25 protein-coding genes are annotated in these 25,883 nt (G+C 71.4%); 16 read left to right on the top strand and 9 right to left on the bottom strand.

What is annotated here, in order from left to right; translation table 11 throughout:
• Window positions 1–13 precede the first annotated feature (13 nt).
• Window positions 14–622, top strand: coding sequence for an HD domain-containing protein (locus SVTN_RS14975; RefSeq protein ID WP_245727545.1), 609 nt, complete (start codon window positions 14–16; stop codon window positions 620–622).
• On the opposite strand, the gene SVTN_RS14970 is transcribed toward SVTN_RS14975, so the two are convergent.
• Window positions 603–956: a hypothetical protein gene (locus tag SVTN_RS14970; RefSeq protein ID WP_041129547.1), complete on the bottom strand. Its 354-nt coding sequence runs from the start codon at window positions 954–956 to the stop codon at window positions 603–605. The genes SVTN_RS14975 and SVTN_RS14970 overlap by 20 nt on opposite strands.
• Before the next feature lie 153 nt (window positions 957–1,109).
• Window positions 1,110–2,060, bottom strand: a complete 951-nt coding sequence (locus SVTN_RS14965) for an RNA polymerase sigma factor SigF (protein ID WP_041129546.1) — start codon at window positions 2,058–2,060, stop codon at window positions 1,110–1,112.
• A 221-nt stretch (window positions 2,061–2,281) separates the two neighbouring features.
• Here SVTN_RS14965 and SVTN_RS14960 point away from each other — a divergent pair, with 221 nt between their 5' ends.
• The 6 genes from SVTN_RS14960 to SVTN_RS14935 all read left to right on the top strand — a co-directional run bounded on the left by SVTN_RS14960 (window position 2,282) and on the right by SVTN_RS14935 (window position 7,447).
• On the top strand, window positions 2,282–2,650 hold the full coding sequence (locus SVTN_RS14960) for an STAS domain-containing protein (RefSeq protein ID WP_041129545.1): 369 nt from the start codon (window positions 2,282–2,284) through the stop codon (window positions 2,648–2,650).
• An 81-nt stretch (window positions 2,651–2,731) separates the two neighbouring features.
• Window positions 2,732–3,151, top strand: a complete 420-nt coding sequence (locus SVTN_RS14955) for an ATP-binding protein (protein ID WP_041129544.1) — start codon at window positions 2,732–2,734, stop codon at window positions 3,149–3,151.
• A gap of 171 nt (window positions 3,152–3,322) precedes the next feature.
• On the top strand, window positions 3,323–4,009 hold the full coding sequence (locus SVTN_RS14950) for a peptidase (RefSeq protein WP_041133903.1): 687 nt from the start codon (window positions 3,323–3,325) through the stop codon (window positions 4,007–4,009).
• A complete protein-coding gene (locus SVTN_RS14945) occupies window positions 4,009–4,890 on the top strand; it encodes a COG1470 family protein (protein ID WP_052499116.1) in 882 nt (293 codons plus the stop codon). The genes SVTN_RS14950 and SVTN_RS14945 overlap by 1 nt, the downstream gene beginning before the upstream one ends.
• Window positions 4,887–5,948, top strand: coding sequence for a hypothetical protein (locus SVTN_RS14940; RefSeq protein WP_041129543.1), 1,062 nt, complete (start codon window positions 4,887–4,889; stop codon window positions 5,946–5,948). Before SVTN_RS14945 ends, SVTN_RS14940 begins: the two co-directional genes overlap by 4 nt.
• A gap of 14 nt (window positions 5,949–5,962) precedes the next feature.
• Complete coding sequence (locus SVTN_RS14935) at window positions 5,963–7,447, top strand: hypothetical protein (protein WP_041129542.1); 1,485 nt, start codon at window positions 5,963–5,965, stop codon at window positions 7,445–7,447.
• 72 nt (window positions 7,448–7,519) lie between these two features.
• Here SVTN_RS14935 and SVTN_RS14930 read toward each other — a convergent pair whose 3' ends face one another.
• A complete protein-coding gene (locus SVTN_RS14930; protein WP_041129541.1) occupies window positions 7,520–9,040 on the bottom strand; it encodes a peptide MFS transporter in 1,521 nt (506 codons plus the stop codon).
• 424 nt (window positions 9,041–9,464) lie between these two features.
• On the opposite strand from SVTN_RS14930, the gene SVTN_RS14925 reads away from it, so the two are divergent.
• Both SVTN_RS14925 and SVTN_RS14920 read left to right on the top strand, forming a co-directional pair.
• Window positions 9,465–10,142 carry a response regulator transcription factor gene (locus SVTN_RS14925; RefSeq protein WP_041129540.1) on the top strand — a complete coding sequence of 226 codons (678 nt, stop codon included), beginning with the start codon at window positions 9,465–9,467 and terminating at the stop codon, window positions 10,140–10,142.
• Window positions 10,143–10,281: 139 nt separating this feature from the next.
• Window positions 10,282–11,553 carry an ATP-binding protein gene (locus tag SVTN_RS14920; protein ID WP_041129539.1) on the top strand — a complete coding sequence of 424 codons (1,272 nt, stop codon included), beginning with the start codon at window positions 10,282–10,284 and terminating at the stop codon, window positions 11,551–11,553.
• 34 nt (window positions 11,554–11,587) lie between these two features.
• Here the strand turns inward: SVTN_RS14920 and SVTN_RS14915 are convergent, their stop codons facing one another.
• The gene (locus SVTN_RS14915) at window positions 11,588–12,103 is read right to left on the bottom strand and encodes a GtrA family protein (RefSeq protein WP_041129538.1); all 516 of its coding nucleotides are present in this window, start codon (window positions 12,101–12,103) and stop codon (window positions 11,588–11,590) included.
• Window positions 12,104–12,302: 199 nt separating this feature from the next.
• On the opposite strand from SVTN_RS14915, the gene SVTN_RS14910 reads away from it, so the two are divergent.
• The 4 genes from SVTN_RS14910 (at window position 12,303) to SVTN_RS14895 (ending at window position 16,209) form a co-directional block, all read left to right on the top strand.
• Window positions 12,303–13,442, top strand: coding sequence for a 5-(carboxyamino)imidazole ribonucleotide synthase (locus tag SVTN_RS14910; RefSeq protein ID WP_041129537.1), 1,140 nt, complete (start codon window positions 12,303–12,305; stop codon window positions 13,440–13,442).
• Between the two features lie 19 nt (window positions 13,443–13,461).
• Entirely contained in the window at window positions 13,462–13,959 is a 498-nt protein-coding gene (gene purE, locus SVTN_RS14905; protein WP_041129536.1) for a 5-(carboxyamino)imidazole ribonucleotide mutase, read from the top strand.
• The gene (locus SVTN_RS14900) at window positions 13,956–15,164 is read left to right on the top strand and encodes a dipeptidase (protein ID WP_425428976.1); all 1,209 of its coding nucleotides are present in this window, start codon (window positions 13,956–13,958) and stop codon (window positions 15,162–15,164) included. The genes purE and SVTN_RS14900 overlap by 4 nt, the downstream gene beginning before the upstream one ends.
• 133 nt (window positions 15,165–15,297) lie before the next feature.
• A complete protein-coding gene (locus tag SVTN_RS14895; protein WP_041129535.1) occupies window positions 15,298–16,209 on the top strand; it encodes a membrane dipeptidase in 912 nt (303 codons plus the stop codon).
• A gap of 60 nt (window positions 16,210–16,269) precedes the next feature.
• Here SVTN_RS14895 and SVTN_RS14890 read toward each other — a convergent pair whose 3' ends face one another.
• Window positions 16,270–17,595 (bottom strand): UDP-glucose dehydrogenase family protein, encoded by a 1,326-nt coding sequence (locus SVTN_RS14890; protein ID WP_041129534.1) that lies wholly within the window; start codon window positions 17,593–17,595, stop codon window positions 16,270–16,272.
• Window positions 17,596–17,744: 149 nt separating this feature from the next.
• Here SVTN_RS14890 and SVTN_RS14885 point away from each other — a divergent pair, with 149 nt between their 5' ends.
• Window positions 17,745–18,902, top strand: a complete 1,158-nt coding sequence (locus tag SVTN_RS14885; RefSeq protein WP_041129533.1) for an acyl-CoA dehydrogenase family protein — start codon at window positions 17,745–17,747, stop codon at window positions 18,900–18,902.
• A gap of 56 nt (window positions 18,903–18,958) precedes the next feature.
• On the opposite strand, the gene SVTN_RS14880 is transcribed toward SVTN_RS14885, so the two are convergent.
• Window positions 18,959–19,267 carry an antibiotic biosynthesis monooxygenase family protein gene (locus SVTN_RS14880; protein WP_041129532.1) on the bottom strand — a complete coding sequence of 103 codons (309 nt, stop codon included), beginning with the start codon at window positions 19,265–19,267 and terminating at the stop codon, window positions 18,959–18,961.
• A gap of 63 nt (window positions 19,268–19,330) precedes the next feature.
• Window positions 19,331–20,587, bottom strand: a complete 1,257-nt coding sequence (locus SVTN_RS14875; protein WP_245727544.1) for an LCP family protein — start codon at window positions 20,585–20,587, stop codon at window positions 19,331–19,333.
• Between the two features lie 130 nt (window positions 20,588–20,717).
• Between SVTN_RS14875 and SVTN_RS14870 the strand changes: the two genes are divergently transcribed.
• The gene (locus SVTN_RS14870) at window positions 20,718–21,263 is read left to right on the top strand and encodes an acyl-CoA thioesterase (protein WP_041129530.1); all 546 of its coding nucleotides are present in this window, start codon (window positions 20,718–20,720) and stop codon (window positions 21,261–21,263) included.
• Between the two features lie 147 nt (window positions 21,264–21,410).
• On the opposite strand, the gene SVTN_RS14865 is transcribed toward SVTN_RS14870, so the two are convergent.
• Window positions 21,411–22,949 (bottom strand): LCP family protein, encoded by a 1,539-nt coding sequence (locus SVTN_RS14865; RefSeq protein WP_483855331.1) that lies wholly within the window; start codon window positions 22,947–22,949, stop codon window positions 21,411–21,413.
• A 72-nt stretch (window positions 22,950–23,021) separates the two neighbouring features.
• Here SVTN_RS14865 and SVTN_RS14860 point away from each other — a divergent pair, with 72 nt between their 5' ends.
• Window positions 23,022–24,053, top strand: coding sequence for a glycosyltransferase family 2 protein (locus SVTN_RS14860; RefSeq protein WP_041129528.1), 1,032 nt, complete (start codon window positions 23,022–23,024; stop codon window positions 24,051–24,053).
• A 72-nt stretch (window positions 24,054–24,125) separates the two neighbouring features.
• Here SVTN_RS14860 and SVTN_RS14855 read toward each other — a convergent pair whose 3' ends face one another.
• Window positions 24,126–25,862, bottom strand: coding sequence for an LCP family protein (locus SVTN_RS14855; protein WP_078908356.1), 1,737 nt, complete (start codon window positions 25,860–25,862; stop codon window positions 24,126–24,128).
• Window positions 25,863–25,883 lie beyond the last annotated feature (21 nt).

Raw genomic sequence — 25,883 nt, 5'->3', positions numbered from 1 at the left:
GTTGAAGGCCCCTGTGTCACGGTCGACCGACGCGCTGTCCCGAGCGTTGGACGCCCCCGCGGACCCGCCCCTCCGCCCACTCCCGCCGTCCGTCGCGGACCTGCTCCGCACCCTCGGCGCACCTCCCCGCCTGGCCGCCCACCTGCGCGCGGTCCACGACGTCGCGCGGGAACTGGTCGCCTGGGCGGAGGACCGCTACCCCGACCTGGACCTCGACGGCGAAGCCGTCCTGTTCGGGGCGGCGACCCACGACCTCGGCAAGGTCGTGCACCCCGCCGAACTCTCCGGCCCCGGCTCCCGCCACGAGGAGGCGGGAAGGGAGCTCCTGGAGTCCCACGGCTTCCCTCCGGAGCGGGCCCGCTTCGCGGCCACCCACGCGATGTGGACGGCCCCCGGGGCGACCCTGGAGGACCTCCTGGTGAGCACGGCCGACAAGATCTGGAAGAACAAGCGGGTCCCCGACCTCGAAGACCTCGTCGTGACCCACCTGACGGAGGCGGCCGGAAGGCCCCGCTGGGAGGAGTTCCTCGCCTTCGACGAACTCCTCGAACACATCGGGACGGGCGCGGACGCCCGCCTCGCCTTCCAGGCGTCGTTCCCCGTCAGCGGAACTCGTGGATGACCTCGATCTCACCGACGATGTGCGCGTTGAACTCGTCCAACTCCTCGGCGGGGACCCACAGCTCCAGAATTGTCCGCCCGCCCGCCTGCTGGACCGGATACCGGCGGAGGAACTCCGTGTCGACCTCGAAGCGGGTCACGTAGCCGACGCCGCTGTGCTTCACGTTCCAGTCGCGGGCGATCCTCACCGCGTACTCCTCGTTGAGCACCGGGTAGAAGATCGGCTGCTCCGGCAGCCGCGGCGGCCAGGTCCGCCAGCCCGACTCCCGTACGAGCTCCAGCTCGACGGGGCCGGTGGGGCGCCACAAGGTGGTCGTCGGTCGCTGCGCGGACATGGCTTCGCTCTCTGTCTCCGTGTGGGGCGGTCGCCGATGCGGCTGCCGGGGCCCCGACGGTACCGACGGCGACGGTGCGGCAGCCAATGGATAAGGGCCCGTCCAGGGTCGGTCGACCGTGAACGGGCCCGTGACGCAGCCGTCTTGGCGAGGTCATTCCTCCAGTGTCAGCCCCCGCCGCAGCCGGCCGAGGGTGCGGGCGAGGAGCCGGGACACGTGCATCTGCGAGATGCCGAGCTCCGCGCCGATCTCCGACTGGGTCAGGCCGGAGACGAAGCGCAGGGAGAGGATCTGCCGCTCGCGCGCCGGCAGCGAGGCGATCATCGGCTTGAGGGAGGCGATGTACTCGATCCCGGTGAGCCCGTTGTCCTCGTAGCCGAGCCGGTCGGCGAGCGCGGCCTCGCCGCCCCCGCCGTCCTCCTCGTCGGGCTGCGCGTCGAGCGAGGTCGCCGTGTAGGCGTTGCTCGCCGCCATGCCCTCGACGACCTCCTCAGGCCGGATGCCGAGCTCCTCGGCGAGTTCGACGACGGTCGGGGCGCGGTCGAGGCGCTGGGAGAGCGCGTCGCCGGCCCTGGCGAGGTCGAGCCGGAGCTCCTGGAGTCTGCGGGGCACGTGCACGGACCACGAGGTGTCGCGGAAGAAGCGCTTGATCTCGCCGATGATCGTCGGCATCGCGAAGGTCGGGAACTCGACGCCGCGGGTCAGTTCGAAGCGGTCGATCGCCTTGATGAGGCCGATGGTGCCGACCTGGACGATGTCCTCCATCGGTTCGCTGCGGGTGCCGAACCGGGCGGCGGCGAACCTGACCAGGGCGAGGTTGAGTTCGACGAGGGTGTTGCGGACGTACGCGTAGTCGTGGGTGCCCTCCTCCAGCTCGGAGAGCCGGGCGAAGAGCTGCTTCGACAGGGCACGGGCGTCGACCGGTCCGATCCGGTCGAGCGGCGTGTCGAGCAGCCGGTCGGGCAGATCGACGACGGATGCGACGGATACGGCAGGTGTGACGGATGTGGCAGATGCGGTAGGTGTGACGGGTGCGACAGGGGGGAGGGGGACTGCTGCCGACGGCGCGTCGGGGGTACGCGGGGCGTCGAGCCGGGGTGACATGGGTCTCCTTCGGGTTCTTCTCGCTGCGGTTTGCGGCGCCTCCAAAGCCGGCCGGGTCGGACGTTCCCTTCTAGCCCTACCCGCTCGACCCGGATGGTTGCAAGTGGCAATAATCCTGTTCGTACCGATATGGGAAGTACCTCGTGTGCATCGGAGGGCGCCCCGCTTGTAGGGTTCGGGACACGTCAGTCGGCATCCGCGAGAGCGAAAGAGGCACGGCCATGGACCGCGAACACATCGGCAGCGCGCCACCCGCGCGGCTGCGGGTCGAGGTCCGCGACGTGGCCGGGAGCACGCTCCTCACGCCCGTCGGTGAGCTCGACCACCACACCGCCGACCTGCTGCGCACCCCTCTGGACGACGCCCTCGACGCGGGCCGCGCACGACTCGTCGTCGACTGCACGGGCCTGGAGTTCTGCGACTCGACCGGACTCAACGTGCTGCTCGGCGCCCGGCTGAGGGCGGACGCCGCCGGCGGCGGCGTCCATCTGGTGGGGATGCGGCCCGCGGTGGCCCGGGTGTTCCACATCACGGGCGCGGACGCCGTCTTCACCGTCCACGAGACGCTCGCCACAGCGCTCCCCGGCTGAGACCGAGGCCACACCCCCGCTCCGCGGCTCCACCCGTACGTCCTGTCCCTCTGTCCCGTCGATCGGTGAGGTGAAGCGTTGATGGACCAAGCTTCCGACGTCCGGACGCTCGCCCTCGGCGAGACCAGCGGCACCGTGCCGCTCGCGCGTGACTTCACGCGCTCGGCGCTCCACGAGTGGGGCTGGCTGCCGGCCGCCACCGCCGACCGCAGGGCCGCCGCCGAGGACGTCCTGCTCGTCGTCTCCGAGCTCGTCACCAACGCCTGTCTGCACGCCGAGGGCCCCGAGCGCCTGCGCGTCCTGCGGATGCCCCGGACGCTCCGCCTCGAAGTCACCGACCGCGGCGCCGGGCAGCCCGCCCCGCGCACCCCGCACCGCTCCGGACGGCCGGGCGGCCACGGCATGTTCATCGTGCAGCGCCTCTGCCTCGACTGGGGCATCGACCGCACCCCGGGAGCCCCCGGCAAGACGGTCTGGGCCGAACTGGCCGCGCCCGCCTAGGACTTTCACCCGCCCAAGGCTTTCACCCCGCCCGGGGCTTTCACCCCGCCGAGGACTTTCACAAGTTCACCCGTTCCCCTGCCTTCCCTCCTCAAGGCCCCGGGCGTACCTTGACGGCCAATCTGAAAGACCGTCAGTTTCGTTGCGGTGAGGGGTGCTCGGGTGTCCAAGGTGCCGAACCGGAGGAGAACGACCGCCGCGCTCACGGCCGCGGTCGCGGTGGCGGGCGTGACCGTGCTGGCGTCGGCGCCGGCCGCCCAGGCAGAGGTCGTCGACGTCAACTACGCCTGCGAGACGAAGATCGGGCCCAAGAGCGCCGTCTCGCCCGTCGACATCAAGGCCGTCAAGAGCGGCAGCGGCTACACGATCACGATGTCGTTCGAGAAGGGCGTCTCCGACAGCCCGGTCGAGCTCCCCAAGGGCGTCATGACCCCGCGCGCCGAGCTCGTCCTCGGCGGTGACGCGAGCGGCACGGTGAAGGTCACCGGGTCGCCGAACACGGCCGCCATCCCGCCGGACACCCCGATCAAGATCGGCACGCTGACCGGCACGTTCACCCCGAAGAAGAACGGCAAGGTCACCTTCACGGCGGGCGTCCTCACCGTGCACGCCCTCGGGATGGACGCGGCCGTCTGCACCCCGAAGAACAACCCGAAGCCCTCGCTCGAACTCCAGGTCACGGGGGTCTCGGGCGGCGGCTCGGGAGGCTCGGACACCCCGCCGCCCGCCACCGACGGCGACCAGCTGCCCAAGACCGGCCCGCTCGACTCCGCCGTGGCGCTCGGCACCCTCGGCGGCACCGTCCTGCTGACCGGCGCCGCCGGAGTCCTCTGGCTCACGCGGCGCACGGCACGTTGATGCGCACGGCCGCGCGTTCCGGGCTGCTCGTCGCCGCGGCCGCCCTCCTCGGTGCGGTCGCGGCGGCGCCCCCCGGTGCCCAGGACTGGACGGCGGCGCCCGCCGCCGGACGGCCGTACGCCTACCTGGAGGGCCCGGCCGGCAGCGTCCTCCAGGACACCCTGTCGGTCACCAACCCCGGCACCGCCCCGCTCACCGTGCGCCTCACCGGCCAGGGCGCCCCGGTGTCCTTCGCCGCGCGGTCCGTGACCGTGCCCGCCCGCACCCGGGCCGACGTGCCCTTCGCCGTGACCGTCACCGCGGACACCCCGCCCGGCGAGCACCGCGGCACGGTACGGGCCGCGGCCGCCGGCCGGGAGGTGAGCGTCGACCTGCGGCTCCGGGTCAGCGGACCGCAGCTCGCCGCGCTCACCGTCGAGGACGTCCACGTGGACGAGGGCGCCGTCCGCTACACCCTGGTCAACCGCGGCACCACGATCCTCGCCCCGCGCCTCGCGATCCGCGCCGAGGGCCTCCTCGGCACCGTCCTCGACCGGCCCGACCGGGCCCTGCCGCTCACCCTGCGCCCCGGCGAGCGGGCCACCCGGACCGAACCCTGGCCCGACCCGCCCGCCCTCGACTCCGTCACCGTCCGGCTGACGGCCACCGCACCGGGCGCCGCCCCCGCCACCGTCCGCGCCGAGGCCTCCTTCGCCTCGGGCCCCGCCCTCGCCGGCACGGCCGGGCTGCTCCTGGCGGCGGCGAGCGGCGCCGGGTACGCGGTACGGCGGCACCGAGGCAGGTCACGGACCCGGCTGTCCCGCACCCAGCCGCCCCCTACCCAGCCGCCCTCTACCCAGCCGTCCCGTACCCAGCGAGCCTCGGCGGGAGCGACACCATGAGGACGATCCGTACCGCCGCCACCCTGCTCACCGCCCTCGCCCTCGTCCTGCTGCCCGCCGCCCCCGCGGCGACCGCGGCCCCGGGGCCCGTCGTCGAGCTCTCCGCCACCGAGGGCGGCAAGGGCGGCGAGATCACCGTCAGCGGCAGCGGCTGGAAACCCGGCGCGCTGCTCATGCTCCTGATCTGCGGTCAGGGCGCCCCCGGCAAGGGCGTCATCGGCGGCACCAACTCCTGCGCCAACACCGAGGGCCGAGCGGCCACCGTCGACAAGAGGGGCGCCTTCAGTACGAAGCTCCCCGTCGCCGAACCGCCCAAGCCCTGCCCCTGCGTGGTGCACGTCGCCGGGGTCACCGGCCAGCAGGACGCGGTCGACAAGGAGTTCACGGTCGCCGGGCACCCCACCGCCCCGCTCCCCGAGGCCTCCGGCGACGGCCGTCTCGCCGTCCTCGCCGCCGTACGCCTCGACGGCTCCAGCGGGATCCTCGTCTGGTTCGGGGCGCCCGCGCGCCGCGAGGTCGTCTTCACCGTCGGCAACCTCGGCCCGACCGCCGTCAAGGACCCCGTCTTCGAGGTCGGCACCAGCCACGGCGTCTTCGCGCCCCAGTACGAGGAACGCCAGTGGCGCGGCACGATCGAACCCGGCAAGAAGGCCCTGATCCGCCTCCCCGCCGAGCTCACCGCCGGCGCGCACGGCGACTACCAGGTCTCCGTGAAGTACGCGGGCAAGGTCCTCGTCGAGCAGCCGTGGGGCGTCGGCAGGCCCTGGGGCGTGACCCTCTTCTGGGCGCTCCTCGCCGTCGTGGTGCCGGCCGCGCTGTTCCGGATCGGCATGGCCGTGGTCGACCGCGTGCGGCCCGTTTCCGGGGCCGGCCGGGCCGCCGCCCCCAGGACCCGGACGAGGGCGCGCCCGCGTCGGCGCGCCCCGGCCCGTACACCCGCTTCCGCCCCCGCTCCGGGGGACGGCGAGACGACCGCGGCCCTGCCGTGGTTCAGCCCTGACTCCGCACCGTCAGCGCCAGAGAGCAGCAGCCCGACGACGACGAAGGGACAAGCGTGAGTACGCAACGGAGGATGAGCGCGGCCGGGGTCGCGCTGATGCTCGGCGGCGCGGGGATCCTGTATGCCGCCGGCCCCGCCCAGGCCGCCGAGGTGAGTTACGCGACGGAGTGCATTCCGCCGTCGATCTCGGGGCTCCCGCCCGTGCAGGGCACCACGAAGGTGCTGATCACCGCACCGGCGGAGGCCAAGGTCGGCGACGAGGTCGAGATCGTCTGGAAGACGGTCCAGGCCGCCTCGAAGAACCCCGACGTGCTCGACCTCGACAAGGACACGGTGAAGCCGACCGGCGTCCTCACGGTGGGCGGCGCGGCGAGCGGGACCGTGGCGATGGAGGGACCGCGGCAGAACCCGCCGATCCCGAAGAACAGCCCGATGGTCCTCCCCGACATGAAGGGGAAGCTCAAGCTGGACAAGGCGGGCGAGATCACGCTGACGCCCGGCAAGTACAACATCAACGTGTCGAAGCCCTTGTCGACGGACACCAAGTGCTCCCCGAAGGAGACGGTCCCGGTCGGCGCGACGATCAAGGTCACGGACGGCTCCTCGACCTCCGGGGGCGGGACGACGTCGGGCGGGACGACGACGTCCGGTGGCTCGACGACGTCGGGCGGCACCAGCACGTCGGGCGGTACGACGACCACGTCGGGCGGTACGACGACGCCCGGCGGTACGACGACGACGTCCGGCGGCTCGACCACCACATCGGGCGGTACGAGTTCCACGTCCGGCGGCTCGACCACCACCTCCGGCGGTACGAGTTCCACGGCGGGCGGCACCACCGCCACCGGAGGCGCCACCGGAGGCGACACCGGTGGAAGCTCCGGCGGTTCCGGTGGCTCCGGCGGGCAGACCGACTTCTCCGGCAAGCAGGTCGCGGTCCAGTTCTCCTGCCAGCCCCCCGGCCCCGCCTCGATCGCCTCCAAGGTGACGATCGACGCCAAGAAGAACGGCAACGGCTACGACCTCACGGTCAAGACCGCCAAGGGCGTCATGGACAGCCCGGCGGCCCTGCCCGCCGGCGCCCTCAAGCCGTCCATGGCGGTCAAGGTCGGTGGCGCCGACAGCGGAACGGTGAAGGTCACCGGTCCCGCCAACGCGGCCCCTCTGGAGGCGGGCAAGCCGGTCGACCTGCCCGACATGAAGGGCACGTACACGCCGGGGGCGACGGGCAAGTCCACCCTCAGCCCGGGCACGCTCACCATCAGCGTCTCGCTGGGCGGCTCGCCGATCGTCATCCCCTGCCAGGTCAAGGGCACCGTCCAGGCCTCCCTCGAACTGGACACCAGCAAGCAGGCGGGCGGCGCCTCCGGCGGTGACGACGGCGGCACTTCCGCGGCCACCACCACGAGCTCCGGCGGTTCCGACGGCGGGAACCTCGCCCACACCGGCGCGGACGACAACGGCGCCCTGCGCGCCCTCGCCCTCGTCGCGGGCACGATCATCCTGCTCGGCGGCGCGGTCTTCACCTTCACCCCCTGGGCGCGGCTCAGGCGGTGAGGTGCCGGAGAACGACGGAGGGCCCGTCGCACCGGTGCGGTGCGACGGGCCCTCCGTGCGGGGCGGGTGACGTCAGTGGACGTCGCCCATGAGCGCCTTGACCTTCTTGCGGTACATGAAGACCGCGACGGCGGCGACCGTGACGGCCACGGCCTGCAGCGCGATGATCCCGGTGCCGTTCAGGTCCACGCCCGCGAGGGAGAGCAGACCCGTGGTGCAGTCACCGGCGGTGACGGCGAGGAACCAGACGCCCAGCATCTGCGAGGCGTACTTCTGCGGCGCCATCTTCGTGGTGACGGAGAGGCCGACCGGGGAGAGGCACAGCTCGGCGACGGTCTGGATGAAGTAGATCCCGACCAGCCACATCGGGCTGACCTTGGTGTCGCCGGTGGCCAGGCCGATCGGGGCCAGGAAGACGAAGAACGAGATGCCGATGCCCACCAGGCCCAGCGAGAACTTCACGATGGTGCTCGGCTCCTGGTTGCGGCGGGCGAGCCACAGCCACAGCCAGGCGAAGACCGGAGCCAGCGCCATGACGAAGAGCGGGTTGAGCGACTGGAACCAGGTGGCCGGGAAGCTCAGCGGACCGATGTGGTCGGTGGTCTTGCTGTCCGCGAAGAGGGACAGGGTCGAGCCGCCCTGGTCGTAGATCATCCAGAAGACGGCCGCGGCCACGAAGAACCAGATGTAGCCGGTGACCTTGGACTGCTCGGCCTTGTCGAGGTCCTTGTCGCGCTTGATGCGGACGATCACGGCGATCGGGATGAGCAGACCGGCGAGGGTGATCGGGACGAGCGCCCAGTTCAGGGTGTACATGCCGGCGGCGACGACGATGCCGTAGAAGACGGCGACGACGGCGATCGTGGCGCAGACCTTGACGAGGACCGACTTGCGCTCGGCGTCGGAGAGCGGGTTCGGGACCACGCTGCTCTTCTCGCTCAGGTGCTTGGTGCCGAAGAGGAACTGGCCCAGGCCGACGGCCATGCCGATGGCCGCGAGCAGGAAGCCCAGGTGCCAGTTGTAGCTCTCGCCGACGGTGCCGATGACCAGCGGGGCGAGGAAGGCGCCGAGGTTGATGCCGACGTAGAAGAGGGTGAAGCCACCGTCACGGCGCGGGTCGTCCGGGCCGTCGTAGAGGTGACCGACCATCGTGGAGATGTTGGCCTTGAGCAGACCGGAGCCGGCGGCGACGAGCGCCAGGCCGACGAAGAACATCGCCTGACCGGGGATGGCCAGCGAGGCGTGACCGGCCATGATCACGAAGCCTGCGATGGTGACGGTCTTGCGGGCGCCCCAGACGCGGTCGCCGAACCAGCCGCCGGGCATGGCCATCAGGTAGACCATCGAGACGTAGACGGAGTAGATCGCCGTCGCCGTCGCCGCGGTCATCGCGAGGCCGCCACCCTGGCTGCCGGTCGCCGCGTCCGCGCCGCCGGAGACCAGGTACAGAACGAGAAGGGCCCGCATGCCGTAGTAGGAGAAACGCTCCCACATCTCGGTCATGAAGAGGGTGGCCAGACCACGGGGGTGGCCGAAGAACGTCTTCTCGGAACCAGGGGTTCCGGTCGAAGCCGTCGTCAGGCTGGACGCCATGTCGATCCTTGCTCTGTCGGGACGCACGCCTTGTGAGCGTGATGCGCCCGGTGGGGGAGGCCGGCACCGGCGGAGTCGAGTGACTCCACAGGGATCCACGCCCCGAGGGATGCGTATGCGCGTCCCGGGACCCGGCCCACAGGTCGTTCACCGTCAAGGTTCGGCGAGGCCGACCCTACGCAGAAAGAGGACCTTGGCGCGCGAAGCTGGCCAAAGGTCCCCGATTACCGCTACTGACGTATCGCCACCATACGACACGACAGTGCCGGATATGGAAGGACTTGAGAGATGGATCACAGGTGACGAGGGAACCGCAAGCGATCTTTCGAAGGTCATTCCCCGGATGCCCACAAGATCCCCAGGGGTCATCCGGGCCCTGTGGATCACGCCCCGGTCCGGGTGCCGTGCGGACTACCATCACCCCATGACCCGTGTACTGCTCGCCGAGGACGACGCATCCATCTCGGAACCGCTGGCCCGCGCCCTGCGGAGAGAGGGATACGAGGTCGAGGTCCGCGAGGACGGCCCCACCGCCCTCGACGCCGGACTCCAGGGCGGGGTCGACCTGGTCGTGCTCGACCTGGGCCTGCCCGGCATGGACGGCCTCGAAGTCGCCCGTCGGCTGCGCGCCGAGGGCCACACGGTCCCGATCCTGGTCCTCACCGCCCGCGCGGACGAGGTCGACACCGTCGTCGGGCTCGACGCGGGCGCCGACGACTACGTCACCAAGCCCTTCCGGCTCGCCGAACTCCTCGCCCGGGTCCGGGCCCTGCTCCGGCGCGGCTCCACCGAGCCGGCCGCCGCCCCCGCGACCCACGGCGTACGGATCGACGTCGAGTCGCACCGGGCCTGGATGGGCGACGAGGAGCTCCAGCTCACGGCGAAGGAGTTCGACCTGCTCCGGGTCCTGGTCCGGGACGCGGGCCGGGTCGTCACCCGCGACCAGCTGATGCGCGAGGTCTGGGACACCACCTGGTGGTCCTCCACCAAGACCCTCGACATGCACATCTCCTGGCTGCGCAAGAAGCTCGGCGACGACGCGGCGAACCCCCGCTACATCGCGACGGTCCGAGGAGTCGGCTTCCGCTTCGAGAAGAGCTGAGCGCTCCCGCGCCCCCAGGGGCGCGGGGAACTGCGCGACCAGCCCACGACGACCGGCAGCCGCGACACGACGCGAACCCCTGCGTCAAACCGCCCCGTAGGCTCGGCAGCGCAAACCCGTACCCCGCCCGGAGGGCATCGTGCGCCGCCGTCTGATCAACTCCACGCTCGCCGTCGTCCTCGTCGTCATCGGCGTCTTCGGCGTCTCCCTCGTCATCGTCGAGAGCCGCACCATCGCCGGCAGCGCCCAGGAGAGCGTGGACTCGGAGGCGCTGCGGATCGTCTCCATCGTCGACAGCCGGCTCATCGGCGGCGAGCCGGTCAACCCGGACATCCTCGCCGAGCAGAGCGGCGCCAAGCGGTACGCCCAGATCCGCATCCCCGGCCGCGAGACCATCGAGATCGGTGTCCGCCCCACGGGCGAGGTCATCCGGGGCCTCGCCGAGGGCGAGCGCGGCGAGACGGTGATCGTCGAGGAGTCCCGCTCCACGGTGACCGCCGAGGTCGGCCGCACCCTGATGATCATCGGCGCGGTGGCCCTGCTCGCGGTCGTCGCCGCCGTCCTCCTCGCCGTACGGCAGGCGAACAAGCTGGCGTCCCCGCTCACCGACCTCGCCGAGACCGCCGAGCGCCTCGGCTCCGGCGACCCGCGGCCCCGGCACAAGCGGTACGGGGTGCCCGAGCTGGACCGGGTCGCGGACGTCCTGGACGCCTCCGCCGAGCGGATCGCCCGGATGCTCACCGCCGAGCGCCGGCTCGCCGCCGACGCCTCCCACCAGCTCCGTACGCCCCTCACCGCGCTCTCCATGCGCCTGGAGGAGGTCGCCATGGCCGACGACCTCGACACGGTCAGGGAGGAGGCGACGATCGCGCTCACCCAGGTCGAGCGGCTCACCGACGTCGTCGAGCGGCTGCTCACCAACTCCCGCGACCCGCGGACCGGCTCCGCCGTCGCCTTCGACCTCGACGAGGTCGTCAAGCAGCAGATCGAGGAGTGGCGCCCGGCCTACCGCAGCGCGGGGCGGGCCATCGTGCACTCCGGCAAGCAGGGGATGCGGGCGGTCGGCACCCCGGGCGCGGTCGCCCAGGTCCTCGCCGCCCTGATCGAGAACTCGCTCATGCACGGCGGCGGCACGGTCGCCCTGCGCACCCGCGTCACCGGCAACCAGTCGGTGATCGAGGTCACCGACGAGGGCCCGGGCGTCCCCGCCGACCTCGGCGCGCGGATCTTCGAGCGGGCGGTGAGCGGCCGCAGCTCGACGGGCATCGGCCTGGCGGTCGCCCGGGACCTGGCGGAGGCGGACGGCGGGCGTCTCGAGCTGCTCCAGCAGCAGCCGCCGGTCTTCGCGCTCTTCCTGAGCCGGGAGGTCAGGGGCATCACGGAGCGGCCGCAGGAGCGTCCCGTACGGTAAGCCCCGGTAAGCCCCGTTTTATGAGAAGCGCAGGTCAGACGCGGTCGGGCTGGCGGCGGCTCGCCTGCCGCGGGGCCTGCTCCAGGAACGATTCGGCGGTCTGCACGGCCTCCTTCGCCGGCAGCGCGCGGAACACCCACGTGCGGTACGACCAGAAGCGGAACAGCGTCGCGACGCCGATGCCGAAGAACTTGAAGAAGTTGCTCTGCAGCGGGGTGTCCCAGCCGAACCCGTACGTCGCCGCGAACAGCAGACCGTTCTGGATCACCAGGCCGACCAGGCTGAAGACGAGGAAGAGGGTCAGCTCCTTGGCGCGGCTGCTCTTGTCCCGGTCCCGGTAGGTGAAGTACCGGAAGCCGAGGTAGTTGAAGACGATCGCGACCACGGTGGCGATGACGCTCGCCCGCACGACCGGCAGGTCCGAGAAGTGGCGGACGAGGTTGAACACCCCGAGGTCGACCAGGACCCCCACCGCGCCGACGGCGCCGAACTTGGCGACCTCCCGGAAGAGCCCCTGGAGTCGCATGCGCAGCGCGCCGGGTTCACTCATGGTGATCGCTCTGTCCCGTCCGTCCGGATGACGTCCGGGCGACGTCAACCCAACCACTCTAACCAGCGCCCCTGTCACCCGCCTGTGTACCGCGCAAACCTGTGGACAACCCGTGACCCACCCACGTCCCACCTGCTCGGAGCTTGTGCCAAAGCACAGCCGGACGAGTGTTCCCCGATGGTGCGGATACCCTAAGAGGGTGACGTTCCCCGTAGTAGGCATGGTCGGAGGCGGGCAGCTCGCCCGTATGACCCACGAGGCGGGTATCCCCCTCGGCATCAAGTTCAAGCTCCTCAGCGACACCCCGCAGGACTCCGCGGCCCAGGTGGTCAGCGAGGTCGTCATCGGCGACTACCGCGATCTGGACACGCTGCGTGACTTCGCGCGCGGCTGCGACGTGATCACCTTCGATCACGAGCACGTGCCCGCGGAGCACCTGGCGGCCCTGGAGGCGGACGGCGTCGTCATCCGCCCCGGCCGCGCGGCCCTCGCGCACGCGCAGGACAAGGGGGTGATGCGCGCGAAGCTCGACGAGCTCGGCGCGCCGAGCCCCCGGCACCGCATCGTGGCGGACCCGGCGGACGCGGCGGCCTTCGCCGCCGAGGTCGGCGGCTTCCCGATCATCCTGAAGACCGTGCGCGGCGGCTACGACGGCAAGGGCGTCTGGTTCGTCCGCACGCCCGAGGACGCCCGCGAGGCCTTCCTCGCCGGGGTCCAGGTCCTCGCCGAGGAGAAGGTCGACTTCGTCCGCGAGCTCGCGGCGAACATCGTCCGCTCCCCGCACGGCCAGGCCGTCGCCTACCCGGTCGTCGAGTCCCGCCAGGTCGACGGCGTCTGCGACACCGTCATCGCGCCCGCGCCCGGCCTCGACGAGGAGCTGGCCGGTCAGGCCCAGGAGCTGGCCCTCCGGATCGCCAAGGAGCTGGACGTCGTCGGTCACCTCGCCGTCGAGCTGTTCCAGACCACGGACGGCCGCATCCTCGTCAACGAACTGGCGATGCGCCCGCACAACTCCGGCCACTGGACCCAGGACGGGGCGATCACCTCGCAGTTCGCCAACCACGTCCGGGCGGTTCTCGACCTCCCCCTCGGCGATCCGCGCCCCCGTGCGCGGTGGACCGTGATGTGCAATGTCCTGGGCGGCGACTACCCGGACATGTACTCCGCGTACCTGCACTGCATGGCCAGGGACCCGCAGCTCAAGATCCACATGTACGGCAAGGACGTGAAGCCCGGTCGCAAGGTGGGCCACGTCAACACCTACGGCGACGACCTCGACGACGTGCTGGAGCGCGCCCGTCACGCCGCCGGCTATCTGCGAGGAACCATCGTTGAGTAATCCGCTCATTGGCATCGTCATGGGATCCGACTCCGACTGGCCCGTGATGGAGGCCGCGGCGCAGGCCCTGGACGAGTTCGAGATCCCGTACGAGGTCGACGTCGTCTCCGCCCACCGGATGCCGCGCGAGATGATCGCGTACGGCGAGGAGGCCGCGGACCGCGGGCTCAAGGCGATCATCGCGGGCGCCGGCGGCGCCGCCCACCTGCCGGGCATGCTCGCCTCCGTCACCCCGCTGCCGGTCATCGGCGTGCCGGTGCCGCTGAAGTACCTCGACGGCATGGACTCGCTGCTGTCCATCGTGCAGATGCCGGCCGGTGTCCCGGTCGCCACGGTCTCCGTCGGCGGCGCGCGGAACGCGGGCCTGCTCGCGGCCCGGATCCTCGCCACGCACGACGCCGACCTGCTCGCCCGCATGCGGGAGTTCCAGCAGGAGCTCAACGACCAGGCCACGGAGAAGGGCAAGCGGCTCCGGGCCAAGGTCGAGGGCTCGGCGTCCTTCGGCTTCGCCAAGTGAGCGCGGCCCTGAGCGCGGCGGACCGTCTCGACGAGGCCAGGGAGCTCCTGGCCTCGTCGCCCGTGGTCGACGGCCACAACGACCTCCCGTGGGCGCTGCGCGAGCACGTGCGCTACGACCTGGACCGGATGGACATCGCGGCCGACCAGTCGGCCTCGCTCCACACCGACCTGGCCCGGCTCCGTGCCGGCGGCGTCGGCGCCCAGTTCTGGTCGGTGTACGTGCCGTGCCGGCTGGCCGGCGACGACGCGGTCAGCGCGACCCTGGAGCAGATCGACATCGTCGACCAGCTCCTCGACCGGTACGCCTCCGACCTCGCCCCGGCCCTGACGGCGGACGACATGGAGGCGGCCCGGAAGCAGGGCCGCATCGCCTCGCTGAAGGGCGCCGAGGGCGGCCACTCGATCAACAACTCCCTCGCCACCCTGCGCGCGCTGCACGCCCTGGGCGTGCGGTACATGACGCTCACGCACAACGACAACAACGACTGGGCGGACTCGGCGACCGACGAGCCGCGCGTCGGCGGACTGACCGCCTTCGGCCGCGAGGTCGTCCGCGAGATGAACCGCTCGGGCATGCTCGTCGACCTCTCGCACGTCGCCGCGACGACGATGCGGGCCGCACTCGACGCCACTGCGGCACCGGTGATCTTCTCGCACTCCTCGTCCCTCGCGGTCTGCGACCACCCGCGGAACATCCCGGACGACGTCCTGGAGCGCCTGCCCGCCAACGGCGGCGTCGCGATGGCCACCTTCGTGCCCAAGTTCATCCTCCCCGCGGCCGTCGAATGGACGGCGCGGGCGGACGAGAACCTCCGGGCGCACGGCTTCGACCACCTCGACACCACCGCCGGGGCGATGAGGCTGCACCGCGCCTTCGAGGAGGCCAACCCCCGCCCGATCGCCACCGCCGCGACGGTCGCCGACCACCTCGACCACATGCGCGAGGCCGCCGGCATCGACCACATCGGCATCGGCGGCGACTACGACGGCACGGCCTTCACCCCGGCCGGCCTCGACGACGTCGCCGGCTACCCGAACCTGATCGCCGAACTCCTCCACCGCGGCTGGTCCCACCAGGACCTCGCCAAACTGACCTGGTCCAACGCGGTCCGCGCCCTCCGCGACGCGGAAGCGGTCTCCCGTGACCTCAAGAGCCGCACGGCCCCGTCGAACGCGACGATCGAGGCGCTCGACACGCCGTAGGGCCCGTGTGACGGGTCCTCACCCGGACGGTCCAGCCCACCGAGCCCCCCGAGGGGGCCGGTGGCACGGTGGACGGTACTGCCCCGCCGCTCTCGGCGGGGCGGTACTGCATCGCCGAGTTCGGAGTAAGACCATGGCGGAACTGCTGGACGACCATCCCACCACCACCCTCCCGACCGTGCCCGCCGCCCCGGAGCCACCTCCGCCGCTCGACGAGACGGCACGCGCCCGGGCCCTCCTCGCCGCGCAGCCCGTCACCGAGGGCCACACCGAACTCCCCGGGTCCCTCGACCCCGAGGACCTGCCGCCCGTGCGCAGCGCGGAGGCCGGGGCCCAACTGTGGTCCCTGCACACCGAGGACGACGAGGGCGTCATCGGGACCCTGCGGCGGATCGACTCCGTCCGCGCCCTCGTCGCCGCCTGCCCCGAGGACCTGCGCCTCGCGTACACGACGTCCGAGCTGGCCCACGCCCGCAACTGCGGCCGCGTCGCCGCCCTGCTCGGCCCGGTCAGCTGGACGGCGCTCGGCGGCTCCGCGGCCATCCTGCGGGCCTACCACGCCCTGGGCGTACGGGCCGTGAACCTCACCCGCTTCGACCGCTTCGCCCGCGACGCCGTACGGGAGATGAACCGCATCGGCCTCGCCGTGGACCTCTCCGGCGCCGACCCGGACACGGTCCGCCGCGCCCTCGCCGTCACCCGCGCCCCGGCGCTGCTGACCCTGGCCGCCCCCGAGACCCTGCCGGACGACGTCCTCGGCCTCCTCGGCGAGAACGGCGCCGTCCTCATGGTCACCGTCACCGAGGACCCGGCGGCCACCGCCGACGTCCTCGACCGGGTACGGGCACAGGCGGGCCCGCACTGCACGGGCGTCTCCCACACCACCGCCCCGGCCGCCGGCTACGCACCGCTCTTCGCGGAGCTGCTCCGCCGGGGCTGGACCGCCCAGGAACTCGTCGGCCTCGCCCACGCCAACGCCACCCGGGCGCTGCGCGAGACGGAGTTCCTGTCCCGGACGAACCGGATCCGGCCGGCCGCGGCCTGAGCGTACGAGAAGACGGAGGGGCGCACCGCCTGGCGGTGCGCCCCTCTTCGTCGTTCGGGATCAGGCCGTCGGGCGGCCCATCGCGCGGTACGTCCAGCCGGCCGTCCGCCACCGCTCCCCGTCGAGGGCGTTGCGGCCGTCGAGGATCACCCGCGAGGAGGCGACCGCGGCCAGCTCCGCCGGGTCGAGCTCGCGGAACTCGCGCCACTCGGTCAGGTGCAGGACCACGTCCGCCCCGCGCACGGCCTCCAGGGCCGAGTCGGCGTAGCCGAGGGTCGGGAAGACGCGGCGGGCGTTCTCCATGCCCTTCGGGTCGTAGACGGTCACCTGGCCGCCCTGGAGGTGTATCTGACCGGCCACGTTGAGGGCGGGGGAGTCGCGGACGTCGTCCGAGTCCGGCTTGAAGGTGGCGCCGAGCACGGCGACCCGGCGGCCCAGGAAGGTGGACCCGCCGAGGGCCTCGCGGGCCATCTCCACCATCTGGCCGCGCCGCCGCATGTTGATCGAGTCGATCTCGCGGAGGAAGGTCAGGGCCTGGTCGGCGCCCAGCTCGCCCGCGCGGGCCATGAAGGCCCGGATGTCCTTCGGGAGGCAGCCGCCGCCGAAGCCGATGCCGGCGCGCAGGAACTTGGCGCCGATCCGGTCGTCGTGGCCGATGGCCTCCGCGAGCTTGGCGACGTCGCCGCCGGCGGCCTCGCAGACCTCGGCCATCGCGTTGATGAAGGAGATCTTGGTGGCGAGGAAGGAGTTGGCGGAGGTCTTGACCAGCTCGGCCGTCGGGAAGTCGGTGACGACGAACGGAGAGCCCTCGCCGACCGGTACGGCGTACACCTCGCGGAGCGTCTTCTCGGCCCGCTCGCCGCGCACGCCGACGACGATCCGGTCCGGGTGCAGGGTGTCGTTCACGGCGAAGCCCTCGCGCAGGAACTCCGGGTTCCAGGCGAGCTCGACGCCCTCGGGGAGGAGCTGCGCGAGCCGCTCGGCCGAGCCGACCGGCACGGTCGACTTGCCGACGACCAGGGCCCCTTCGCGCACGACTCCGGCGAGGGAGGCGAAGGCGGCGTCCACGTAGCTCATGTCGCAGGCGTACTCGCCGTGCTTCTGCGGGGTGTTCACGCAGACGAAGTGCACGTCGCCGAAGGCGCCGACCTCCTCCCAGGAGGTGGTGAAGCGCAGCCGGCCGCTCGATCCCTCGATCCCGGCCACGTGCTTCGCGAGCAGCTCCTCCAGGCCCGGCTCGTACATGGGGACGCGCCCGGCGGACAGCATCTCGATCTTCTCGGGGACGACGTCCAGGCCGAGGACCTCGAAGCCCAGCTCCGCCATGGCCGCGGCGTGGGTGGCGCCGAGGTAGCCGGTGCCGATCACGGTGATCTTGAGGGCCATGCGGGACTCCAGGGAACGTCGGGCGGAATGCCTGCCCGAGCATAGTCGGGCCGGTCACGGTGCCTGTCGTGGTGCCCTGGTCCGGGGCCGGGTCACGCCCTACCATTTGGGTTACTTAACGGTAGTTAGCAGCGTGGGAGTGAGTGAGCGTGTCGGGTTCGACTGATTTCGACCTGTATCGGCCCTCGGAGGAGCACGACATGCTCCGGGAGTCGGTGCGTGCCCTCGCGGAGGCGAAGATCGCCCCGTTCGCGACGGCGGTGGACGAGGAGGCCAGGTTCCCCCAGGAGGCCCTGGACGCGCTGGTCGCCAACGACCTGCACGCCGTGCACGTCCCCGAGAGCTACGGCGGCGCCGGCGCCGACGCCCTGGCCACCGTCATCGTCATCGAGGAGGTCGCCCGCGTCTGCGTCAGCTCCTCGCTGATCCCGGCCGTCAACAAGCTCGGCTCCCTCCCGGTGATCCTGTCCGGCTCCGAGGAACTGAAGAAGAAGTACCTCGGCCCGCTGGCCAAGGGCGACGCGATGTTCTCCTACTGCCTCTCCGAGCCCGACGCGGGCTCCGACGCGGCCGGCATGAAGACCCGCGCGGTCCGCGACGGCGACTCCTGGGTCCTCAACGGCGTCAAGCGCTGGATCACCAACGCCGGCGTCTCGGAGTACTACACGGTGATGGCCGTCACCGACCCCGACAAGCGCTCCAAGGGCATCAGCGCCTTCGTGGTGGAGAAGTCCGATGCGGGCGTGTCGTTCGGCGCCCCGGAGAAGAAGCTGGGCATCAAGGGCTCCCCGACCCGCGAGGTCTACCTCGACAACGTCCGCATCCCCGCCGACCGCATGATCGGCGCAGAGGGCACCGGCTTCGCCACCGCCATGAAGACCCTCGACCACACCCGCATCACCATCGCCGCCCAGGCCCTGGGCGTGGCCCAGGGCGCCCTGGACTACGCCAAGGGCTACGTGAAGGAGCGCAAGCAGTTCGGCAAGCCGATCGCCGACTTCCAGGGCGTGCAGTTCATGCTCGCCGACATGGCCATGAAGCTGGAGGCCGCCCGCCAGCTCACCTACGCGGCCGCGGCGAAGTCCGAGCGGGTCGACGGCGATCTGACCTTCTTCGGTGCGGCGGCCAAGTGCTTCGCCTCCGACGTGGCGATGGAGGTCACCACCGACGCCGTGCAGCTGCTGGGCGGCTACGGCTACACCCGTGACTACCCGCTCGAGCGCATGATGCGCGACGCCAAGATCACCCAGATCTACGAGGGCACCAACCAGGTCCAGCGCATCGTCATGGCCCGCAACCTCCCGTAACGGCCAGGCGTACGCCCGACGGAAAGAGGCACCCCCTCGGGGGTGCCTCTTTCTCGCTATACGGCCACAGCCAGTACATAGCCGCCGGCCCGCATCTCGTCGCACAGGCCCTTGCAGGCGCCGAAGTGCTCCGCGAACTCGGGCTTCTGCTTCCAGGCGCTCATGGAATCCGGGTCGCTCCACGACGCGAAGGAGATGAAGTGCCCCGGTTCGCTCGTGTCACGGAGGAGACGGGCGAACCGGAAGCCTTCGTTGTCCTTCTTCGTCCAGGTCAGGAAGGCCGTCCACCGTTCGATGAACTCGTCTTCCCTCCCCTCGGAGACCCGCCAGTCACCGGAGGCCCAGAACTTGCTGTCCTCTGACATGGCACACCGCCTCGCTGGGGAGACCCCTCTTCCAGGCTAGGCGGCTACCAGCGGGTCAGCCGGTCAGCGGTCCGAGGTGACGGTGACCGGCTCGTCGTTCTTGATCTGCTCGACGAGCTGCTTCACCTTCGGCATGTCCCACTTCAGGGAGTTCTGCGGCGCGGAGCCGGCGAGCGGCATGTTCATGGACTTGCCGTCGCCGCCGCTGATGCCCTTCATCGCGAAGAACATCTTCCCGAGGTCGTACAGCGACATGTCCTTGTCCACGATCAGCGTGTCCAGACCGGCGCCGAGCGTCGGGTACAGCGCGAACGGGTTGAGGATCGTGCCCGGCGTCGCCGCCTGGTTCGCGAGGGCGGAGAGGAACTTCTGCTGGTTCTTCGTCCGCTGGAGGTCCGACTGGGCGAAGGCGTACCGGGTACGGACGAAGGCCAGGGCCTGCTCGCCGTTGAGGGTCTGCGTGCCCGCCTGGAAGTCCGCGCCGGACTTCTTGTCCTTGAAGCCCTTCTCGATGTTCAGCTCGACGCCGCCGAGCGCGTCCACGATGTTCGCGAAGCCGGCGAAGCCGATCTCCGCGTAGTGGTCGATGTGCAGGCCGGTGTTGTACTCGACGGTCCGCACGAGCAGCTCGGGGCCGTCCATCGCGTAGGCCGCGTTCAGCTTGGAGCCGCCACGGGCCGGGTACGCCTTGCCCGACTCGGAGCCGACGAAGTTCGGGATCGTCACCCAGGAGTCACGGGGCAGCGAGACCATCGTGTTCCCGCTGGAGCAGGCCGCGAGGACCATCATCGAGTCGGTCCGCTTGCCCTCGGCGGAGCCGGTGTGGAGCTTCTTCTTCTCCTCGGCGGACATGCCCTCGCGGCTGTCGGAGCCGACGATCAGGTACGTCGTGCAGTCGCCCTCCTCCGGCCGCTCGATGACCTTGGAGAGGTCGACCTCGTTGCGCATCCGGGAGCTGGCCCAGGCGTAGGTGCCGATGCCCCAGGCGGCGACGGCGACGACGAGCACGATCGAGCCGACCTTGATCCGCTTGCGCCAGTCCGGCGCGGGCCGGCCGGGCCCGGGAGGCGCGTACTGCGGGGGAATGCCGCCCCGACCGCCGCCGCCCTGGTGGCCGCCGCCCTGGGGGCCGCCGTACACCTGACCGGAGCTGTAACCGGAGTCGTACCCCTGGTTCTGCGCCTGTGTGAAGTTCGGGTTGTAACCCTGGTCACCCTGGCCGTAGCCCTGCTGGGAACGCGGCGGCTGCTGCGGAACCTGCGGGCGCTGCACATGGCTCATCCGGCGGGGTCCCTCGGGCTGATCGGGCCAGTCATTCATGCGGACCAGTGTGCCGGGCGGGCCTTTCCGGACAACAGCCCGGGTAGAAGATCGGACCGCTGCTGTTGCCAAGCTGATGCAAACCGGACCCGACGGGGACGGAGGCCGGACCCGGCATAAGGTGGAGGACATGACAGATCAGGGCGATATTCCGGACGGCATCCCGGGCAAGCCGACCTCCGCGTCCCGCACCACCCTCAGCCACATCATGACCAGCCACGACACCAACCTCCTCGGTACGGTGCACGGCGGCGTGATCATGAAGTTGGTGGACGACGCGGCGGGCGCCGTCGCGGGCCGGCACTCGGGCGGCCCGGCGGTCACGGCCTCCATGGACGAGATGGCCTTCCTGGAGCCGGTACGGGTCGGAGACCTGCTGCACGTGAAGGCCCAGGTCAACTGGACCGGCCGGTCCTCCATGGAGGTCGGCGTACGGGTCATGGCCGAGCGCTGGAACGAGTCCACGCCCGCCACCCAGGTCGGCTCCGCCTACCTCGTCTTCGCGGCCGTCGACGCGGAGGGCAGGCCCCGCCCGGTCCCCCAGGTCATCCCGGAGACGGAGCAGGACAAGCGCCGCAACCAGGAAGCCCAGATCCGCCGCACCCACCGCCTGGCCCGCCGCCAGGCCATCAAGGAACTGAGAGAACGCCGAGCAGCCGAGGGCTACGAGGACTGACGCGAGGCCTGCGCCCCACCCGTGTGGGGCCCGCACCCGCTGCCGTGTGGGCAATCGTCCCGCAGGGCGGGACGGGTGGGCACACGGGACGGCGCCCCCAGCCGGGCCTAGGCTCCCGCGCCCGAACCCGCACCGACCACCGCGGGGTCACGGACAAACGACCTGGTCCCCGGTGACCGCCTCGAACGGCGCCCCAGAAGCCTCCGCCCGCACCGCGGTGACCCCCTTGTAGTCCCCGCCCACGGTGACCCGCAACGTCCCGCCCCTTCCCGCCACGGCCCTGAGCTCCGCCCCCGGCAAGGCGGCCGCCAACGACCTGGCGGACCGGTCCCACCGAGGGTCGTACTCCACGAGGGTCCGCTTCTGCGGGGCCCCGGTCACCGGCGTCCGCGTCGTGTCGAAGCCGGTCGCCCGCAGCGCGTCGTCCACCTTGCGGCCGAGCCCGTCGGTCCGGGTCCCGTTGTAGACCTGGACGCGGATCGTCCGCGGTGCCACGTCGACGACGACCTCCTTGGGCGCCTTCGCCGAGGTCGAGGCCGAAGTCGAAGCCGAGGCCGCGGCCTTCTGCACGGCGGCCTGCGCGAGCGGCCGGTCGTCCCGCAGCGCCTGGAAGAGCCTCTGGGCCTTGGCCGCGTCCCACTTCACGGTCGAGCCGATGCCCTTCACGGGAAAGCTCATGTCGCCGATCGGCACGGACACGAACTCCGATGAGGCCGGGGTGAAGCCGTGCATCGCCTTGGCGAGGGCGAGCAGCTGATCCGTACCGAAGTCCTCGTCGGCCCGTACGGAGCCCAGCATCGTCGTGGCGACCTCACGGAACCGCACCGGGTTGAGCAGCACCCCGCCGTCGGTCACCCGCTCGATCAGCGCGGCGAGGAACCGCTGCTGCCGCTGCATCCGGCCGATGTCGGCGGCCCCGTCGATGTGCCGGGAGCGCACGTACTGCAGGGCCTGTCCGCCGTCGAGCTCATGGGTGCCGGGGGAGAGGTCGAGCCCGGTGTACGAGTCCTTCAGGGACCGCTTCGTGCAGATCTGCACTCCACCCACCGCGTCCACGGTCCGCATGAAGCTGGTGAAGTCGACCTCCAGGTAGTGGTCGATCTTCACGCCGGTCATCGACTCGACGGTCCGCACGGTGAGTCCGGGCCCGCCCTCGGCGTAGGCGGCGTTCAGCTTCACGGGGTGGGCGTGGTGCTTCTTGCCGCTGTTCATGTCGGTGTGCTCGGGCATCTCCGCGTACGAGTCGCGGGGCAGGCTGACGACGCTCGCCCGCTCCCGGTCCTCGGAGATGTGGACGAGCATCACCGTGTCGGTGCAGTGGCAGGGAGCACCGCCGAGCCGGTACTTCTTCTTCTCCTCGGCGGTGATCCGGTCCCGCCCGTCGGTGCCGACGACGAGGACGTTCATCCCGTGTCCGGCCTGCGGCCGGTTCTTCATGTCCTTGAAGGGGTCGACCCGGGTGATCCCGGTGTCGAGCCCGGCCACCACGGCGTGCCCGATCCCGCCGGCCGTGAGGACCGCCACGGAGAGCGCCGTCGCCATCCGCATCCCCCACCGGGGGCGCCTCCGCGGCCGGCGGACCGGTACGCGGCGGGCGGCGGGCCGGGGACGGGGCGTGCGGGGCGGTGTGGGCACGGACGGACACCTCCGCGGTGGGACGGGAAACCGTGAGCACCGTAGGCCCATACGATCAGTGCAAGGGCGCACCACCCGCTCGGCGCGCACCGGTGTCCCCCGTTCGCGGTAACGTGGCGGGCAATGAACGCCACGCCCCCCGTCTCCGTGATCATGCCGGTCCTCAACGAGGAGCGGTATCTGCGCACCTCGGTTCGTCACATCCTGGAGCAGGAGTACGACGGCGAGATGGAGGTGGTGATCGCCCTCGGCCCGTCCACGGACCGTACGGACGAGATCGCCGCCGAGCTCGTCCGCGAAACCGCTTCGGGCAAGCGCCGCGTCATCACGGTGCCGAACCCGACCGGCCGCACCCCCGCCGCCCTCAACGCGGCGATCCAGGCCTCCCACCATCCGATCGTGGTACGCGTCGACGGCCACGGCATGCTGTCGCCCAACTACATCGCGACGGCCGTCCGCCTCCTGGAGGAGACGGGCGCGCAGAACGTCGGCGGTGTGATGCACGCCGAGGGCGAGAACGCCTGGGAGGACGCGGTCGCGGCCGCGATGACCTCGAAGATCGGCGTGGGCAACGCCGCCTTCCACACGGGCGGCGAGGCGGGTCCGGCGGAGACGGTGTACCTGGGCGTGTTCCGGCGCGAGGCGTTGGAGCAGCAGGGCGGGTACAACGTGGAGTTCATCCGCGCCCAGGACTGGGAGCTGAACTTCCGGATCCGTGAGGCCGGGGGCCTGATCTGGTTCTCGCCGGAGCTCCGCGTCCAGTACCGCCCGCGGCCCTCGGTGAAGGCCCTGGCGAAGCAGTACAAGGACTACGGCCGTTGGCGCCACGTGGTGGCCCGCTACCACGAGGGCTCGATCAACCTGCGCTACCTGGCCCCGCCGACCGCCGTCTGCGCGATCGCGGCCGGCCTGGTGGTGGGCGCGGTCCTCACCCCGCTGGGCTTCGTGATCCCGGCGGGCTACCTGGCGGCGATCACGGCGGGCTCGGTCCCGGCGGGCAAGGGCCTGCCGCTGAAGGCCCGCCTGCAGATCCCGGTGGCCCTCGCGACGATGCACATGTCCTGGGGCTACGGCTTCCTCACCAGCCCCCGCTCCCTCGCGAAGAAGGTCATCGCGAGCCGCCGCCCGGCGGTGAAGAAGGGCGAGACCGTCTGACCTGTCGTACGGCGAAGGCCGGACCCCCGGTGAGGGGCCCGGCCTTCGCCGTACACGCGGTGCCGCGGAGTCCTAGGACTTCCCGTCCCACTCGTAGATCTTGGGGTTGACGGTCATGCAGTCCGTCTTGTCGTCCGCGCCCTCCGGCAGGTCGCCCGCGGCGACCGTCGGCTTCTTGTAGGTGCTGCCCTCGCGCCAGTCGGAGCCGATCACGACCGTGAGGCCCTCGGCCGCCGGGTCGATCCGGACGGCCGAGTCGGGCAGCCCGAGCGCCTTGGCCACGGACTGGGCGTTGGCCTTGCCCTGGTCGCCGTCCGCCTTGGGGTAGATGACCACGGTGTCCTTGCGGCTCGCGGCCTCCCTGGAGGCCTCGGCCTGTGCGAAGCCCTTGCCCTGGAGCATCTCGGTGATCGCGCGGGCACGGCCCTCGGCGGCCGGCTCGCTGTCGCCGCCGGTGCCGTTGACGACCGTCACGCCGAGGGACCCGGCGGCATCGGCGGTGACCTTCGGCTTCGCGGACGGCTTCGGCTTCGCGTCGGCCGGGTCGCCGTTCTTGTCCATGGCCACGTCGTCGCGGAGCATCGACCACATCTTCTCGGCGGCCGCCTGGCGCGGCTGGAGCCAGGCGTCCGGGTTGCCCGGATACGCGTCCGTCGGGACGGTGGCCGTGGTCAGCCGGTCCAGCTTCACGTTCTTCAGCTGCATCGACAGGTCGAACAGCTTCGCCACCGTGCCGATCTCGTCGGAGACCTTGAAGGCCTTCGTGGCGGTCTCGGCCAGTCCCATCAGACGTGAGGTGTCGGTCCAGGCGTTCTGGTCCTGGAGCTTCTTCATCAGGCCGTTCATGTACATGTGCTGGGCCTTGGCGCGGCCCTGGTCACTGCCCCAGGCGTGCCGGGTGCGCAGCCACTGGAGGGCCTGCTCGCCCTTGATCTCGTGGGTGCCCTTGGGAAGCTTGAGATGGGAGCCGCCCGGGGCGGCGGCCGTCGGCTTGTCGTAGACGCCGGTCTTCACGCAGACCGGGACGCCGCCGACCTCGTCGGCCATGGCCACCACGCCCGCGAAGTCGACCATCATCCAGTGGTCGATGTAGACCTTGGTGAGGTTCTCCCAGGTGGTGAGGGTGCAGCCGGCGCCGCCGCGCTGCAGTGACTCGTTGATGGGCCGGTTGGTGGTCTCGGGGTAGGTCCTGCCGTCCTTGTCCTTGCACTCGGGGATCCTGACGACCGTGTCGCGCGGGATGGAGACGATCGAGGCGTTCTTCCGGTCCGCGGAGATGTGCAGCAGCATCTGCACGTCGGCGAGCGGCGGCCGGTCCCGGTCCTTCTTGCCGCCGCCCAGGGCCACGTTCCTGGGGTCCTTGCGGTCGTCGGAGCCGATGAGGAGGATGTTGAGCGGGGTGTCGCCCAGGGCGTTCGGCGCGGCCTTCTTCGCGCCGCTCTTGCCGCCCGCGCGGTCACCGCTGCGGATGTTGCCGTTGAGGTGCTGGTAGTACGCGTATCCGGCGCCGGCCGTGCCGAGTATCAGCAGCGACAGGGTGATCGCCGTCCAGCGCAGCACCTTGCGCTTGCCGGTCTTCTTGGCGCGCCGGCGAGAGGCGGCGCGTCCGCCCGCGCCCGTACCGCCGCCGCTTCCGCCGCGCCGGCGCCCGGCGCGGGTCGACGCGGATGCGTCGGCCTCCTCCTCGGGAGCGTCGGCCTTCGCGCCGGTCGCCTCGCCGGCGCCGTACAGGTCGTCGTCCCAGCCCAGTTCACGGGCGCGCGGAACGCGCCCGCGCGTTCCCTCCCCACGCACGCTGTTCTGTCCCACCCCAGGTCCCCTCGTGAATCA

It is taken from the genome of Streptomyces vietnamensis, from assembly GCF_000830005.1.
GTDB lineage: Bacteria > Actinomycetota > Actinomycetes > Streptomycetales > Streptomycetaceae > Streptomyces > Streptomyces vietnamensis.
This window is presented reverse-complemented; position numbering and strand designations above follow the sequence as displayed.

Bases quoted from the DNA above. Each gene is read 5' to 3' on its own strand.
- SVTN_RS14970 (WP_041129547.1), bottom strand. From the start codon at position 956: ATGTCCGCGCAGCGACCGACGACCACCTTGTGGCGCCCCACCGGCCCC.
- SVTN_RS14965 (WP_041129546.1), bottom strand. From the start codon at position 2,060: ATGTCACCCCGGCTCGACGCCCCGCGTACCCCCGACGCGCCGTCGGCA.
- SVTN_RS14960 (WP_041129545.1), top strand. From the start codon at position 2,282: ATGGACCGCGAACACATCGGCAGCGCGCCACCCGCGCGGCTGCGGGTC.
- SVTN_RS14955 (WP_041129544.1), top strand. From the start codon at position 2,732: ATGGACCAAGCTTCCGACGTCCGGACGCTCGCCCTCGGCGAGACCAGC.
- SVTN_RS14945 (WP_052499116.1), top strand. From the start codon at position 4,009: ATGCGCACGGCCGCGCGTTCCGGGCTGCTCGTCGCCGCGGCCGCCCTC.
- SVTN_RS14940 (WP_041129543.1), top strand. From the start codon at position 4,887: ATGAGGACGATCCGTACCGCCGCCACCCTGCTCACCGCCCTCGCCCTC.
- SVTN_RS14935 (WP_041129542.1), top strand. From the start codon at position 5,963: ATGAGCGCGGCCGGGGTCGCGCTGATGCTCGGCGGCGCGGGGATCCTG.
- SVTN_RS14930 (WP_041129541.1), bottom strand. From the start codon at position 9,040: ATGGCGTCCAGCCTGACGACGGCTTCGACCGGAACCCCTGGTTCCGAG.
- SVTN_RS14925 (WP_041129540.1), top strand. From the start codon at position 9,465: ATGACCCGTGTACTGCTCGCCGAGGACGACGCATCCATCTCGGAACCG.
- SVTN_RS14915 (WP_041129538.1), bottom strand. From the start codon at position 12,103: ATGAGTGAACCCGGCGCGCTGCGCATGCGACTCCAGGGGCTCTTCCGG.
- purE (WP_041129536.1), top strand. From the start codon at position 13,462: ATGGGATCCGACTCCGACTGGCCCGTGATGGAGGCCGCGGCGCAGGCC.
- SVTN_RS14895 (WP_041129535.1), top strand. From the start codon at position 15,298: ATGGCGGAACTGCTGGACGACCATCCCACCACCACCCTCCCGACCGTG.
- SVTN_RS14890 (WP_041129534.1), bottom strand. From the start codon at position 17,595: ATGGCCCTCAAGATCACCGTGATCGGCACCGGCTACCTCGGCGCCACC.
- SVTN_RS14880 (WP_041129532.1), bottom strand. From the start codon at position 19,267: ATGTCAGAGGACAGCAAGTTCTGGGCCTCCGGTGACTGGCGGGTCTCC.
- SVTN_RS14875 (WP_245727544.1), bottom strand. From the start codon at position 20,587: ATGAATGACTGGCCCGATCAGCCCGAGGGACCCCGCCGGATGAGCCAT.
- SVTN_RS14870 (WP_041129530.1), top strand. From the start codon at position 20,718: ATGACAGATCAGGGCGATATTCCGGACGGCATCCCGGGCAAGCCGACC.
- SVTN_RS14865 (WP_483855331.1), bottom strand. From the start codon at position 22,949: ATGGGCCTACGGTGCTCACGGTTTCCCGTCCCACCGCGGAGGTGTCCG.
- SVTN_RS14860 (WP_041129528.1), top strand. From the start codon at position 23,022: ATGAACGCCACGCCCCCCGTCTCCGTGATCATGCCGGTCCTCAACGAG.